Origin of the sequence: Zunongwangia atlantica 22II14-10F7, assembly GCF_002094855.1 — a bacterium.
GTDB classification, from domain to species: Bacteria; Bacteroidota; Bacteroidia; order Flavobacteriales; family Flavobacteriaceae; genus Zunongwangia; species Zunongwangia atlantica.
In genome coordinates, this window is the sequence record NZ_ARYN01000007.1 from 66,398 (window position 1) to 80,717 (window position 14,320).

The 14,320-nt window shown below is 36.4% G+C and carries 9 protein-coding genes; 4 read left to right on the top strand and 5 right to left on the bottom strand.

Annotated features, from left to right (window positions below; all coding sequences use genetic code 11):
• Positions 1 to 82 precede the first annotated feature (82 nt).
• From IIF7_RS08700 to IIF7_RS08720, 5 genes are all read right to left on the bottom strand, one after another.
• Positions 83 to 1,525, bottom strand: a complete 1,443-nt coding sequence (locus IIF7_RS08700) for a SusD/RagB family nutrient-binding outer membrane lipoprotein (RefSeq protein ID WP_084841300.1) — start codon at positions 1,523 to 1,525, stop codon at positions 83 to 85.
• Between the two features lie 19 nt (positions 1,526 to 1,544).
• Positions 1,545 to 4,667, bottom strand: coding sequence for a SusC/RagA family TonB-linked outer membrane protein (locus IIF7_RS08705; protein WP_084841301.1), 3,123 nt, complete (start codon positions 4,665 to 4,667; stop codon positions 1,545 to 1,547).
• Positions 4,668 to 5,169: 502 nt separating this feature from the next.
• Positions 5,170 to 5,901 carry a hypothetical protein gene (locus IIF7_RS08710; RefSeq protein WP_084841302.1) on the bottom strand — a complete coding sequence of 244 codons (732 nt, stop codon included), beginning with the start codon at positions 5,899 to 5,901 and terminating at the stop codon, positions 5,170 to 5,172.
• Positions 5,902 to 5,919: 18 nt separating this feature from the next.
• Positions 5,920 to 7,344: a SusD/RagB family nutrient-binding outer membrane lipoprotein gene (locus tag IIF7_RS08715; RefSeq protein ID WP_084841303.1), complete on the bottom strand. Its 1,425-nt coding sequence runs from the start codon at positions 7,342 to 7,344 to the stop codon at positions 5,920 to 5,922.
• Between the two features lie 12 nt (positions 7,345 to 7,356).
• Positions 7,357 to 10,575 carry a SusC/RagA family TonB-linked outer membrane protein gene (locus IIF7_RS08720; protein WP_084841304.1) on the bottom strand — a complete coding sequence of 1,073 codons (3,219 nt, stop codon included), beginning with the start codon at positions 10,573 to 10,575 and terminating at the stop codon, positions 7,357 to 7,359.
• 372 nt (positions 10,576 to 10,947) lie between these two features.
• Here IIF7_RS08720 and rpsL point away from each other — a divergent pair, with 372 nt between their 5' ends.
• Genes rpsL through rpsJ form a run of 4 tightly spaced genes read left to right on the top strand, consistent with a single transcriptional unit; the run spans position 10,948 to position 14,258 of the window.
• Positions 10,948 to 11,322 carry a 30S ribosomal protein S12 gene (gene rpsL / locus IIF7_RS08725; RefSeq protein ID WP_010230128.1) on the top strand — a complete coding sequence of 125 codons (375 nt, stop codon included), beginning with the start codon at positions 10,948 to 10,950 and terminating at the stop codon, positions 11,320 to 11,322.
• A 26-nt stretch (positions 11,323 to 11,348) separates the two neighbouring features.
• The gene (gene rpsG / locus IIF7_RS08730; protein WP_084841305.1) at positions 11,349 to 11,825 is read left to right on the top strand and encodes a 30S ribosomal protein S7; all 477 of its coding nucleotides are present in this window, start codon (positions 11,349 to 11,351) and stop codon (positions 11,823 to 11,825) included.
• A gap of 5 nt (positions 11,826 to 11,830) precedes the next feature.
• Positions 11,831 to 13,942 carry an elongation factor G gene (fusA, locus tag IIF7_RS08735; protein WP_084841306.1) on the top strand — a complete coding sequence of 704 codons (2,112 nt, stop codon included), beginning with the start codon at positions 11,831 to 11,833 and terminating at the stop codon, positions 13,940 to 13,942.
• Positions 13,943 to 13,952: 10 nt separating this feature from the next.
• Positions 13,953 to 14,258, top strand: a complete 306-nt coding sequence (rpsJ, locus tag IIF7_RS08740; RefSeq protein WP_013073266.1) for a 30S ribosomal protein S10 — start codon at positions 13,953 to 13,955, stop codon at positions 14,256 to 14,258.
• Positions 14,259 to 14,320: the final 62 nt, after the last annotated feature.

Sequence of the window (14,320 nt, forward strand, 5' to 3'; positions counted from 1 at the left end):
ATGATTGATTTGTTATAAATATACAAAAAAAGCCTATCAAATAGATTGATAGGCTTTTAAAGTGTGCTAATTCTACTATGAATTATTCAAAAATCCAAAGAGTAGTATTAAGGTCATCTGGACCTTGCGCTGAAACAGCTTCTTCGTAGGCGTCTTCGTTAAGATTACCAGCAGTTGCTGAGTAAGCTTGTCTGTTAGGAATATCTGTAGCTCCACTTAGTAAAGTAGATGGGATAATAAGATCAACTTCATTATCAGAAGCTAAGTATCTTCTCCATTCAGCCCAAGACTCGTAACCTTGTAAATAAAGACTTACCCATTTTTCATAACTTATTGATTCGATACCAGAGTATGGATTCGCTGCGATGTAAGCTGTAGCATCATCTGCAGATACACCCCATTGGTCCATAGATGCCTGGATAGCGTCTTCATAAAGAGCATCTGCATCTTCACTAGTCCATCCCAATTCAGCAGCTTCTGCTCTTGCAAAAAGTACTTCTGAATAAGTGAAAATATATAGCGGTGCTGTTTGATTGTTAATAACATCTGCTGTGATAAATGAGTAGTCATTAATAGCAGAGTTTTGTTGCCCATAAGGAGCTCCAATAAAGTCTCCAGCAGAAGTAGCTGGTTGAGCCATAGAGTATAATCTTGGATCTTCTGGATCTGTTGAAGAACCAGTTCCTACTAAATAGTCAACAAATACATCACTAACCGCGTAATCTCTCCTGAAGTTAGGAGCAAGGAATCTATCTTCCCATGGGTTGTCATTGTTTTCATCTGCTAAGTAAGGATAAAACAGGTTACCATCATTAGAAGCGATTGCGTTACCTAAAGCTTCATTGAACATACTGGAACCTAATGTTGGATTTGCCTCAGATAATCTAAGGGCCATTACCATTTTAAGAGTATTACCAAAAGCTTCCCATTGGCTCATATCGCCTTCGAAAATGAAATCTCCAGTAGGACCATTTCCTCCATCAATAATTGATAAAGCATAATTGATTTCTTCAAATAGACCATTGTAGATGTCTTCTTGAGAATCGTAAGAAGGATAGATGTTATCTGTTCCCTGAAGAGCTTCAGTGTAAGGAATTCTACCCCATCTTAACGTCATACTTTCAAGAATGTAGGCTCTTAAAATTGTCGCAGCAGCAATTTGGTTGGCATTAGAACCTCCAGCCAACGAAGAAACCGCAGTTTCTTCGTTAGAGTTTAATTCTATAACCCCATTTAAATCAGTTAGAATTGCGTACAATCCATTAAAACTCCAGTTTAATGTTCCGTATTGTGATTCTTCTGGGTACTGCCCATTAGAGATGTACTGAACATACATATTTGGTGTCGTTGCACCTACATAATCACTTAAAGACCTTTCTGCATTTGTCAAAAGACTTGCAGGAGTTGGATTACTAGGGTCGTTATTGTTAACATTTGTGTCGTTAAAGTCTACTGTGTCGCACGAAGTAAATGTAAGTGCGGCAGCTATTATTAGAGTAGATACTTTTATGAGTTTATTTTTCATTATTCTTCTTCTTAATTAATTAAAATGACAATGTTACGTTTAAACCAATAGTTCTAGCCATAGGTAATTGTCCACCTTCTGTCCAAGCATAGTCAGGATCTTCAATTTCTGAAGTATCAATTCCATCAATTGAAGAATAAATTAACCATAGGTTGTTTGCGTAAGCACCTATGTTAACATCTTTGAATGGTGTGTTGGATAATAGGTCAGATGGCAAAGAGTAATCAATTCTTGCCTGTCTTAATTTAACATAAGAGTTGTTATATAACCACTCTTCACCTAAACCAAACATATAACTTTCGTAGTATGTTTGAGCATTTACGTGGTAAGAAGCAGGTTCACCTGTTGTTTCATCTACACCTTCAACTAGGATACCACCACTGTCAGCACCACCTGTAACAGGATCTCTTAATGGGTTTCCTAGGTCGTTGTTTCCTACAGTTTCGATAGAAAGTCCAGAGTATGCGTTAAACATTTTCGTAGTAGAGAATATCTTACCACCTTTTTGGAAATCTATATCAAAACTTAAGCTTAAATTCTTGTATTGTAAGAAGTGAGACATACCTCCTGTGAAATCTGGTAATACGTTACCAAGGTATTGAGAACTCTCGTATCTTGGCTGTCCAGCAGAACTTAAAAGAATGTTGCCATCTTCATCACGAGCGTATTTACGACCGTAAATTGCACCCCATTCTTCACCTACTCTTTCTTGAAGAGAAGTGCCTCCCCAAGTAGATCTAAGTACATTTGTTGTAATTCCTGGAGCAATTGCTTCTACAGTTCTTTCTAATGTAGCGAAGTTAGTTGTGAAATTCCACTCGAAATCATCTGATCTTACAGGAACAAGGTTTAAGGAAACCTCCCATCCTTTATACTTTTGTCTACCGTCGTTACTTCTGGTAGCCGTATAACCAGTAGATCCGTCTAATGATACACTTACAGGAAGTTGATCATCAGTCTTTTCGAAATAAGTTACATCTAAACCAATTCTGCTATTTACGAATTTTAATTCTGTACCAAATTCTACCTCTTCTCTAACACCACCAATTAATCTTGGGTTTACTAAAGTACCTGGGTAAGAAAGTGATCCATAATTAGAGTATGGCGTTCCAACATTATAAGTTTGAACGATATCGTAAATATCTGGGAATTGAGGAGCCTGAGCGATACTTGCTCTCAATTTACCAAATGTAAGAATATCATTAGATTCTAGAAGTTTACTGAAGATGAAACTGAATGATCCTCCGTAAGTTTCAACTCTGTTATCATCGGCTGCAGCAGTTGATTGCCAGTCTAAACGGGCAGAACCGTCTAAATAAAGAATACCTTCATAACCAATAGAAGCTTTTGCAAAAACTGATTGTCTTTTTCTATCACTCTTGTAGCTAGAAACATTTGGTCTTCCTACAGAGGTATTTAAACTGTAATGTCCATCTGCCTGAAGGCCACCTGTTGTAGATCCACTAATGCTTTTGTAGTTATAATCCTGTAGTTCGAAACCAAGGTTTGCTGTAATGTCAAAGCTATCTGAAAGATCATGGTCGTAAGTAAGAATACCAAAAAGTTCATCTGTACTTTCAGTGCTTTCGTTTTCACCATAATATGGAGTAGAAAGTCCTCCCCATGGATTTCTGCCAGAGTTCTCATAAGCTTGGTAGTTCTTTCTAAGTTCTATACTCGCTTTTAAGTCTGAAAAGATTTCGTAGTTAAGACCTATTTTTCCATAAATAGAGTTTTTAGTTTGTGGAGATTTACCTTCATAAATACTTAAATAAGGAGAATCCCAGTAAAGTGGTCTTGTATCTGTTGGACTATTGATGTTCCAAGAAACGATTTGTCCATCTCTTCTGTAGTTTTCAACTCGATCCATATCAAGTTGTCTTTGCCACCACTGGTTAAAGTTAGAAGCAACGTTACCGTAACCTGTAGTTACAAAGTTAGTTGTTCTTCTATCCTGGTAACTAACATTTGCAAAACCTTCTAATTTATCATTGATCTGTAATGTAGTATTTAAAGTTGCCTGAACTCTGTTTTGATCAGCTCCAGGAATAACACTCTCACGTCCCACACGTTGGATAGATGCTCTAACAGAATAATCTTCTCCACCTTTAGCAAGTGTAAGGTTTGTGTTGTTTGTAATACCAGTTCTAAAAAAGTTTTCGATATTATCTGGGTTTGGTGAAAATGGTCTTAATTGTCCAAATTCAGGGTCCCCTTGAATCCAGCTATCCCAATGACGAACAGGAGTACCGTCCATTCTTGGTCCCCAGCTTTCATCTGCGTAGTATTCAACCATTGGTTGGCCATCAAAAGAAGACCAGTCTGCTGGATGTACTGCAGGATCGTATGAAAAAGTTGGGAAAGTTTGGTCGTATCCACCACCATACTCATTTTGATATTCTGGAAGTTCTGCAATTTCTTCAAATGCTGTACTGTGGTTTATTGTAATTAAGCTTTCTCCTGCTTCAGCAGATTTTGTTGTAATAATAATTACACCATTAATCCCTTCAGGACCGTATAATGCGGTTGCAGCAGCACCTTTAAGAACAGACATCTCTGCAATGTCATCTGTGTTAATATTAGAAGAAGAACCTACTTTAATGTTATCTACAATATAAAGAACACCAGTGTTACCTCTTAATCTAATATTAGAATTAGAAAATCCAGAACTCGCAGCACCATTAAACTGAACCCCGGCTACTTTACCTGCTAAGGCATTGTTAAGGTCTGTTTGTCTAGACTTTGTAAGTGTGTTTCCTTCAACAGTTTGTTGAGCAAAACCTAAACTTTGTTTATCTCTCTCAATACCTAGCGCAGTAACAACTACTTCACTAAGCTGAGAAGCATCTTCTTCAAGTGTTACATCAATAGTAGAAACATTTGAAACGGGATACTCAGCCGTTTTTAAACCAATAAAAGAGAACACTAAAATGTCGCCCTCTGTTGCGTCGATAGAATAAACTCCATCAAAATCTGTTTGAACTCCGTTGTTAGTACCTTTTACGATAACATTAACACCTGGGATGGGTAATCCATCAGAATCTGTAACCGTACCGGTTACGGTGTTTTGTTGGTACGCAAGAGCTACCTGTGATACTAGCGCTAAAAGAAACGCTAGTAGAATCGTAGTTTTTTTCTTCATTTTTAAAAATTGTTTGAATTAGCCGGGTCAAAAATGACAATAAAAAGTTAAGAATGCAATATTTAAGTGTGTACAAGTGTTAAAATTGTGTGTTTTAATGAATATAATTTATAGCTAAAAGGTTTTTTTATAACAATTGTATTAATGAATTCTAAATAATTAGTGATTTTTGAATATTTCATTTATGAACTATTAAATGTTATGTAGTTTTTGTTAATAAGCTCATAAATTTTACTAGCTAATTCGTTTTAGCTATTTTGAGGGGCGATTTTTAACACAAATTATTTATCTTACACCTAAGAGTTAGTGTTTTTTTAATCTATTGGAGAGTAATGACTTCATAATTATAATTTTTTTCAATTTCAAATCGTGAAATATTTTTGAGTGTAACCAATGTTTTGGAGGGCGTGAAATGGGATTGTTTTCTGAAATTTATTTATTCTTATAATAAAAAAAGCCTCCTGATTAACTCAGGAGGCTTTGCTTTAGCATGAAGGTTTTATTATTCTTCGTCCTCGGGTTCTATGATTATAATCGTAGACTCTTGAGCACTGCTTAAATCACCACTGTAAGCAGCGAATCTATAGTAAAGTGTGTCATTTACTGCCAAATTTAAATCGGAGTAATTAGTGTCACTTAAAGCTATTTCACCTTCTCCTGATTCTGGAAAGTCGGAAATATTATTAGTGATATATGTTCCGTTGGCATTTCTTTTAAGGTAAACATTCACGCTGTCGATACTAGCGCTATTTGTAAATATTGAATACCCAAGACTAGCATTATCAATAGAGTCTAATTCTATAGTAGCGATATTGTCATCACTTATACTAATTGCTTCCTCTACGCCAATAGTAAAAGTATCTGCAGAGGTGTTGCCATTAGAATATGTAGTCTCTAACGTAAGAGGATAATCCGTTGAAGTTTCATCATCTTCTAAAGTGAAGCTTCCAAGAACTGATGAATTAAAGCTTGCCGAATTTTCAGAAATCGTAGCGGTTCCTATGCTTTGACCATCCTGAAGTAACTCCATACTTTCTGCAGTTACTCCGTTTTGAGTAAAGATATCAATGTTTAAGGTTTCATTGTTATCAAAAACACTAAGATTTTGATCGGTTAAGTATGCATAACCACCTAGATCTACAGTTTCATTGTTGAAGCTATCGTCATCGTCGCAAGAAGTCAAGACCCCTGCCGATAAAATAGCTATGCCTATATATTTTAATGTTTTTATCATTTCTCTAATATTTTGAATTTAATTTACATCCCAGAATAGAGGAGTTTGCTGTGAATCACCGCCAATCGCATCTGATGCGGCTTCGTAATTTGCAGAGTTAAGATTTTGCTCTCTAATTGGGTATGTGAATCTTAAAGGTATTGGGTTCTCGGTTACAGTTGGGATATTCAGAGTAGGAGCATCGAATTTTCTCCATACATACCATCCTTGAAAAGCATTGTCAAACATTGCAATCCAGAATTGTTGAGCAACTATTTCTTCCCAGTTGCTAGAGGAATAAGCAACGTCTGATTGTGCTAAGTAAGCATCAACGCCCTCTGTAGACCCTAACCAATATTCAAATGAAGCAGATATTGCATTTTCGTAATGTTCTTCGGGATTAGTAACTCCTCCTATATTACGTGCTGCAGCTTCAGTTAGTAAAAATTCTACTTCAGTATAATCCATAAGGATTCCCGTGTGAGTTGGTTCTCTAAATTCAGATCCAATATGTGTGTATTGAGAGAATGAATTTGAAGCTCCATAAGTTCCACCACTAAATGTACCTTCACCTAAATTTTCGTCAAAATATACAGTTCTTCTAGGGTCTTCTAGATCATTCATGTAGTCTACAATCGTGTTAGCAGCTACATAATCTGATCTACCACTTTGAACCAAATCTTCCCATAACGGGTTTGTGTTAGGTGGGGAATCTAAGTAAGTAAATAATGCATTATCTTCATTAGAAGTCATTACCCCGTTAGCAACTGCTGCCGTAATTGCAGAGTTGGCAAGATCTGGGTTGGATTCTGTAAGCCTCATTCCTAATCTTAACAATAAAGAGTTAGAGAATTTTTGCCATTTACCCATGTCGCCATCAAATATTAGATCCTGTCCTGTAAATCCAGATCCTGAAAAATCATCATTGATTTCTGTTAAGTCTGTGATTAATTGTTCGTAAATGCTAAGTGCATCGTCATATACAGGTAGATTATTTTCGGTGTCTAATGCTTCTGTATATGGTACATCTCCAAAAGTATCTACAAGATATTGCCAAGTGTATACTTCTAAAACCTTAATCTGTGCTAACCTAGCTTGTACTTCATCTTCAGGAAGTAATTCTTCATTAGCTTCAACAGTCATAGCTGCATCTTGTAGGTCGATTAAAACATCTCTATATAAAATAAGAAAATGACTTTCTGGGATGTTTCTATCTGTTAAGTTGAAATTAGGCTCCTGTGTGTAAGTAGTAGATGTTAAATACTGACTTACAAATCTAAATATGTTTCTGTTTACATTTAGGTTAGTTACCTGATCCATTAATTCTTTAGATGCGCTTGAAAATAAGAATGAAGCAGGTACATCTGAAGGATCTTTAGGGTTTTCGTTCATTCGTTCATACTTGTCGTCACTACAACTAAAAAGTACAACTACTGATAATATAGATAATATATATTTTTTCATTTTGTTTTCGTATTAAAAGTTAAGCTTAAGACTAGCACCAACTTCTCTTAATCCAGGGTATGCTCCAGATTGGTAACCCTGAACATTACCTGAACTTAGTCCAGCTTCTGGGTCAGAATAAGGCATTTCTTTGTGGATTATCCATAAGTTTCTACCTATTAAGGAAATAGAAGCGTTTGTTAGCGGAGTGCTACCAATGATCTTTTCGCCAAAATTATAGGTTAAGTTAACTTCTCTTAATTTAACAAAAGATGCGTCGTAAACATGTCCTGCGTTAGCATCATTTGTGTATCCATAAGGACTATCATTTGAATTTTGGAAAGGAATTCTTGTGGTGTTAGGTTGACCACTTTCTGTAACTCCAGGAAGTACTACACCACCACCATTTGAAAGATAGTTTCTCTTAGGGTTGCCAAGATCGTTATTTCCAGCAGTTTCTGGATAAAGACCTGTTGCCATTCCATACCATGTGTCTAGAGAAAATATATCTCCACCTTTTTGAGCGTCTACCAGGAAGCTTAAACTAAGGTTTTTATACTTAAAGGTGTTTTGGATACCTCCAATCCAGTCTGGTTGAACATTACCTATAATTTCGTTATTGGTATCAGAGGTTAAATAATAACCATCAGCTCCAACAATTCTATTTCCGGCATCGTCATATATATAATCTGTACCTCTAATTGCTCCGTATGGTTGTCCCGGGCTTGCATCGATAGTGATACCTCCTTGAAGAGATGCTAAAGGTAAATTATTAAGACTTTCGTCTAATTCGATAACTTCACTACGGTTTCTAGTCCAGTTAGCTGTGATGTTCCAGGTGAAGTTTTCAGTTTGAATAGGAGTACCTCGCAATTGAACTTCCCATCCCTTATTTTCTAGAGAACCAGCATTTCTTACTGTAGTACTAAATCCTGTAGCATTAGAAATATCTACCGGAGTAATCAAATCTTCAGTTGTGCTGTTATAATAAGTAACATCAAAACCTAATCTTCTTTTGAAGAAATCTGCTTCTAAACCAAATTCATAAGCTTTAGATCTTTCAGGCTTAAGGTTTGCATTATTAATAGAAGAGATATTACTAGCCATGGCAGCATCTCCATAAGGGTTAAGTAGGCTGTAATATTGTGCAATTCTATAAGGATCTGTGTCAGCTCCAACTTCAGCGTAGTTTGCTCTTAATTTTGTGAAGTTTAACCAATCTACATCAATTAGGCTTGAAAGAATAATGTTTCCAGAAATTGATGGGTAATAATAGGTATTGTTATCAGAAGGAAGAGTAGAAGAACGGTCTCTTCTTATAGTTCCTTCCAAGTAATAAGTGTTTTTGTATCCAACACTCGCTCTAGCATAGATACCATCAACTAATTTATCAGCCGCGTATTCGTCTGGAGCTAGTAAAGGTGATGAAGTATTTGAAAGAGCGTATAATCCTGGAACTCTTAATCCTCCGTTAGTTGATGCGAAGATGTTATTCCATTCTTGTCTCCTTAAGTTCCAACCAATATTACCGTCAATATTAAAATCTTCTCCTAGATCTTTGTTGAAATTCAAGATAAGATCATAGTTGTATTCAGCTTGTCTGTTGTTATATCTGGTATATCCAGAAACACCGCTACTACCAACATTTCTTCTTTCTTCTCTTAGTTCGTCATAAGTATCAAAAGTGAATCGTCCTAATACACTAAAAACATCACTTATCTCATAGTTTAAGTTAAAACTACCTAAATATCTATTTCTGGTATCTGTCTGGAAATTTTCATAACGAGTCCAATATGGATTATCAGAGTATATTGGAGAAAGATTGTTAATTCCGTTTGGATTCCAGGTGATATTCTGTCTTGTAGCAAAATAAGCACGTTCTTGTTCTTTTAGGTCTATATTAGTTTGCCACCATTGACGGAATTGTTGCATTGGGTTTTCTGAATCATATCCAGTACCATATCTACCTTTACCATCTGTCTTTATGTAGGTAATGTTAGTTGAGGCTGTAAGATTTTCAACAATATCCTGGCTTGCGCTAAACTTAACAGTGTTACGTTTTATAGAACTATTAGGAAGGTTGCCATCCTGATCGAAATTGGTAACGCTAAGTCTGAATGTGTTAGTTTCACCACCTCCATCAATTGCGAAAGAGTTAATTGCTGTGGTTCCTGTTTTCCAGAAACTATTTGGGTCATTTTCTCCTGCAGTCCAAGGTGTAGCTTGTTGGTATGTGTCTAATTGTGGGTAAATAGAGTTCCACTGGTATATCATTCTGTTCGGGTCGAAAGCTGCACCAAAAGATGCATCTTCAGTAAATGGAGTGGTTTCATCTATTACTCCGTCACCATTAACATCTGCAGTGTTAAAAAATCCATCAGAAGAACTATAAAATGGCCCGTAACCAGCACCATATTGTTTTTGGTATTTAGGTAAAGTGTTGTCGTTAACTTCAGAAACCATTATAGTTGAGTTAATAGAAACACCAATTCCTTTTTGTTTTTGTCCCTTTTTAGTTTCGATAATAATCGCACCATTGGAAGCTCTAGATCCGTATAAAGCAGATGCGGCAGCACCTTTTAGTACGTTAATAGATTTAATATCTGCAGGGTTAATATCTGTAGCTGCATTTCCATAATCATATCCACCTCTACCACCTTGTTGATCTGAAGTGTTGTTGTTGGAGTTGTCTATAATAATTCCATCTACAACATAAAGAGCTTGGTTAGATCCGGTTAATGAGGAATAACCTCTAATAACAGTATTGGAAGAACCACCCATTGTTCCAGAAGGTTTTACTTGTAAACCTGAAACTTTACCTTGAAGTGAATTTACAAAGTTAGCTTGAGGAACATCTGAAACTTCGTTACCTGCTACCTCCTGAGTGGCATAACCTAAAGACTTCTTCTCTCTCTCAATACCTAGAGCGGTTACTACTACTTCGTCTAGTTGTGCAGAATCTGTTTTTAGAGTAACATCAATGTTGTCATTGTTAGTAACGGTAAACTCTATTGTTTCCATTCCTATAAAAGAAAAAGCAAGTATATCACCATTACTGGCGGTAATGGAATAATTACCGTCAAAATCAGTTTGGGTTCCGGTGTTTGTGCCTTTAACAAGGACAGTAACCCCTGGTAGGGGGATTCCATCTTCATCGGTGACATTACCCGAAACAGTTTTTTCTTGCGCAAACGAGATGTGCGCAACTAACACTAAGAGTAGTGTTAGAATACTACTTAGATTTGTTTTCATTTTGAATTTGTTTGAATTAGCCAGTGTCAAAAGTGATAATAAATGACTAGGAATTCAAACCTCGAAGGCAAGGTATACGGCTCTGTAGTTTGGTTTTGTGTTAATTTTCTTGCCTATCTGTTTGATTGCTAGAGTGCAGGGAAAGGATGTTAAAATTTGTTAGTTTTTGAATAATTAACAATTGCAATATTTATTTTTAGATTTTTATAACATTTATTTTAACATTTGAGTGTGTTTTATAAGATAAGTGTAAGAAATTCAATGTCTTTTTATTTTTTACTCTAACTGTTTGAATACTTGAAATTTATTTCTACCTTTGCGCACCTTTTTTAAAGAAGGTGGTTTAAATTAATAATTATTGTAAAAGAAATTATGCCAACAATTTCACAATTAGTACGAAAAGGAAGAGCCAAGATAACTAAGAAGAGTAAATCGGCTGCTTTAGATTCGTGCCCTCAAAGAAGGGGTGTTTGTACTCGTGTGTACACAACTACTCCTAAGAAGCCAAACTCTGCTATGAGAAAAGTAGCTAGGGTTAGGTTGACAAACGGTAAGGAGGTTAACGCCTACATACCAGGTGAAGGACACAATCTACAAGAGCACTCGATAGTATTAGTTAGAGGCGGAAGGGTAAAAGATTTACCAGGTGTAAGGTATCACATTGTTCGTGGTGCTTTAGATACGGCTGGTGTTGAGGGTAGAACTCAGCGTCGATCTAAGTACGGTGCAAAACGCCCTAAGAAGTAATTTATTAAACTTTTTAATGTAAAGAAATGAGAAAAAGACAGGCTAAGAAAAGACCACTTTTGCCAGATCCTAAGTTTAATGATCAACTTGTTACGCGTTTTGTTAACATGATGATGTGGGATGGTAAAAAATCTATTGCCTTTAAAATCTTTTACGATGCTATTGCTATCGTAGAGGAGAAGAAACAAGATGAGGAGAAAACAGCTTTAGAGATCTGGAAAGATGCTCTTTCAAATGTTATGCCTCATGTTGAAGTTAGAAGTAGAAGGGTTGGAGGTGCAACTTTCCAAATTCCAATGCAAATTAGACCAGATAGAAAGGTTTCTACTGCAATGAAATGGCTAATTAGTTTTGCTCGTAAGAGAAATGAAAAAACTATGGCCGCTAAATTGGCTGCAGAAGTTTTAGCTGCTGCTAAGGAAGAAGGTGCTGCTGTTAAGAAAAGAGTAGATACTCACAAAATGGCAGAAGCGAATAAAGCATTCTCTCACTTTAGATTCTAAATAAAATGGCACAAAGAGATTTAAAATTTACAAGAAATATAGGTATTGCTGCTCATATTGATGCTGGTAAAACAACAACAACAGAGCGTATCCTTTATTATACAGGTATCAGTCACAAAATTGGAGAAGTTCATGATGGTGCTGCTACGATGGACTGGATGGAGCAAGAGCAGGAGCGTGGAATCACAATTACATCTGCTGCTACACATTGTACATGGCCATACAATGGTCACGAGTACACTGTGAATATCATTGATACTCCTGGTCACGTTGATTTTACAGTTGAAGTTGAGCGTTCACTTCGTGTTTTAGATGGTGTGGTAGCTTTGTTTTCAGCGGTAGATGGTGTAGAGCCGCAGTCTGAAACTGTGTGGAGACAGGCAGATAAATATCGTGTTCCTAGATTAGGTTTTGTTAATAAAATGGACCGTCAGGGATCAGATTTTTTTAACGTTTGTCGTCAGGTAAGAGAGATGTTAGGTGGTAATCCTGTTCCATTACAAGTTCCGATTGGGGAAGAGATGGATTTTAAAGGGGTTGTGGATCTAATTTCTAAGAAAGCAATTATCTGGAATGAAGAGGATATGGGTATGACTTATGAGACTATCGATATTCCTGAAGAGTTACAGGCTGATGTAGATAAATATAGAGCAGAACTTGTTGAGGCTGTGGCGGAATATGATGAGGCTTTAATGGAGAAATTCTTTGAAGATGAAGATTCTATCACTGAAGATGAAATTATAGCTGCTTTGAAAGCTGCAACTTGTGATATGTCTATCATTCCAATGATGTGTGGTTCTGCATTTAAAAATAAAGGAGTTCAAGCTATGCTTGATGCGGTAATGAGATACTTGCCTTCTCCTGTAGATGTAGATGCAATTGTTGGAGAGAATCCAGATACCGGAGAAGAAGAAAGTCGTAAGCCTAATGTTGAATCTCCATTCTCAGCTTTAGCTTTTAAAATTGCTACAGATCCTTTCGTTGGTCGTTTAGCATTTTTTAGAGTTTATTCTGGTACTTTAGATGCAGGTTCTTATGTGCTTAATGTTCGTTCTGGTAAGAAAGAGCGTATTTCGAGAATTTATCAAATGCACTCTAATAAACAAGAGCCTATCGATAAGATCGAGGCTGGAGATATTGGAGCGGCTGTAGGATTTAAGGATATAAAAACGGGTGATACTTTAACAGATGTAGATAAGCCAATTATTCTTGAGTCAATGTCTTTCCCAGAGCCTGTAATTGGTATTGCGGTAGAGCCTAAGACAAAGGCAGATGTTGATAAGATGGGTATGGCTTTAGCTAAGCTTGCTGAAGAAGATCCTACTTTCCAGGTTAAAACTGATGAGATTTCAGGACAGACTGTAATTTCAGGAATGGGAGAGCTTCATATCGAAATTCTTGTTGATCGTTTAAAGAGGGAATTTAAAGTAGAAGTTAATGAAGGTCAGCCTCAGGTAGAATATAAAGAAACTGTTACTAGAGCTGCAGAGCACAGAGAGGTTTATAAGAAGCAATCTGGTGGTCGTGGTAAGTTTGCAGATATCGTATTTGAAATGGGGCCAGTAGATGAAAGTTTTGAAGGTAAAGGTCTTCAATTCGTTGATGAGATTAAAGGAGGTCGTATTCCTAAAGAATTTATTCCTTCTGTGGAAAAAGGATTTAAGGAAGCTATGAAAAATGGTCCTTTAGCTGGATTCCAGGTGGATACTTTAAAAGTGACTCTTAAGGATGGATCTTTCCACCCTGTGGATTCTGATCAATTGTCTTTCGAATTGGCTGCTAAAATGGGATTCAAGGCTGCTGCTAAAAAAGCTGGAGCTGTTATTCTTGAGCCAATTATGAAAATGGAAGTTGTAACTCCGGAGGAAAACATGGGAGATATTGTAGGTGACCTTAACAGAAGAAGAGGTCAGGTTAATAATATGTCTGATAGATCTGGAGCGAAAATTGTAAAAGCTGATGTTCCATTGGCAGAAATGTTTGGATATGTTACCACATTAAGAACACTTTCTTCAGGTAGAGCAACTTCAACTATGGAATTCTCTCACTATGCTGAAACACCTTCTAATATATCTGAAGAGGTTATTAAAGCTGCTAAAGGGGGATCTAACGAATAATTTTAGGGTAATGAGTCAAAAAATCAGAATAAAATTAAAATCCTACGATCATAATTTAGTGGATAAATCTGCTGAGAAGATTGTAAAAACAGTTAAAACTACTGGTGCTGTTGTAACTGGTCCAATTCCACTTCCAACACACAAGAAAATATTTACTGTATTAAGATCTCCTCACGTAAACAAGAAATCTAGAGAACAGTTTGAGCTAAGCTCTTACAAAAGATTGCTTGATATCTATAGTTCTTCTTCTAAAACTATTGATGCTTTAATGAAATTAGAGCTTCCTAGTGGTGTAGAAGTTGAGATTAAAGTGTGATCATAAAAAGACCTATTTAATTTTTTTAGATAGGTAAAATGTCCTAAGCGTTTCGCAAGGGA

Excerpts from the sequence above, each read along its gene's own strand:
- IIF7_RS08700 (WP_084841300.1), bottom strand. The coding sequence starts at position 1,525 with ATGAAAAATAAACTCATAAAAGTATCTACTCTAATAATAGCTGCCGCA.
- IIF7_RS08705 (WP_084841301.1), bottom strand. The coding sequence starts at position 4,667 with ATGAAGAAAAAAACTACGATTCTACTAGCGTTTCTTTTAGCGCTAGTA.
- IIF7_RS08710 (WP_084841302.1), bottom strand. The coding sequence starts at position 5,901 with ATGATAAAAACATTAAAATATATAGGCATAGCTATTTTATCGGCAGGG.
- IIF7_RS08715 (WP_084841303.1), bottom strand. The coding sequence starts at position 7,344 with ATGAAAAAATATATATTATCTATATTATCAGTAGTTGTACTTTTTAGT.
- IIF7_RS08720 (WP_084841304.1), bottom strand. The coding sequence starts at position 10,575 with ATGAAAACAAATCTAAGTAGTATTCTAACACTACTCTTAGTGTTAGTT.
- rpsL (WP_010230128.1), top strand. The coding sequence starts at position 10,948 with ATGCCAACAATTTCACAATTAGTACGAAAAGGAAGAGCCAAGATAACT.
- rpsG (WP_084841305.1), top strand. The coding sequence starts at position 11,349 with ATGAGAAAAAGACAGGCTAAGAAAAGACCACTTTTGCCAGATCCTAAG.
- fusA (WP_084841306.1), top strand. The coding sequence starts at position 11,831 with ATGGCACAAAGAGATTTAAAATTTACAAGAAATATAGGTATTGCTGCT.
- rpsJ (WP_013073266.1), top strand. The coding sequence starts at position 13,953 with ATGAGTCAAAAAATCAGAATAAAATTAAAATCCTACGATCATAATTTA.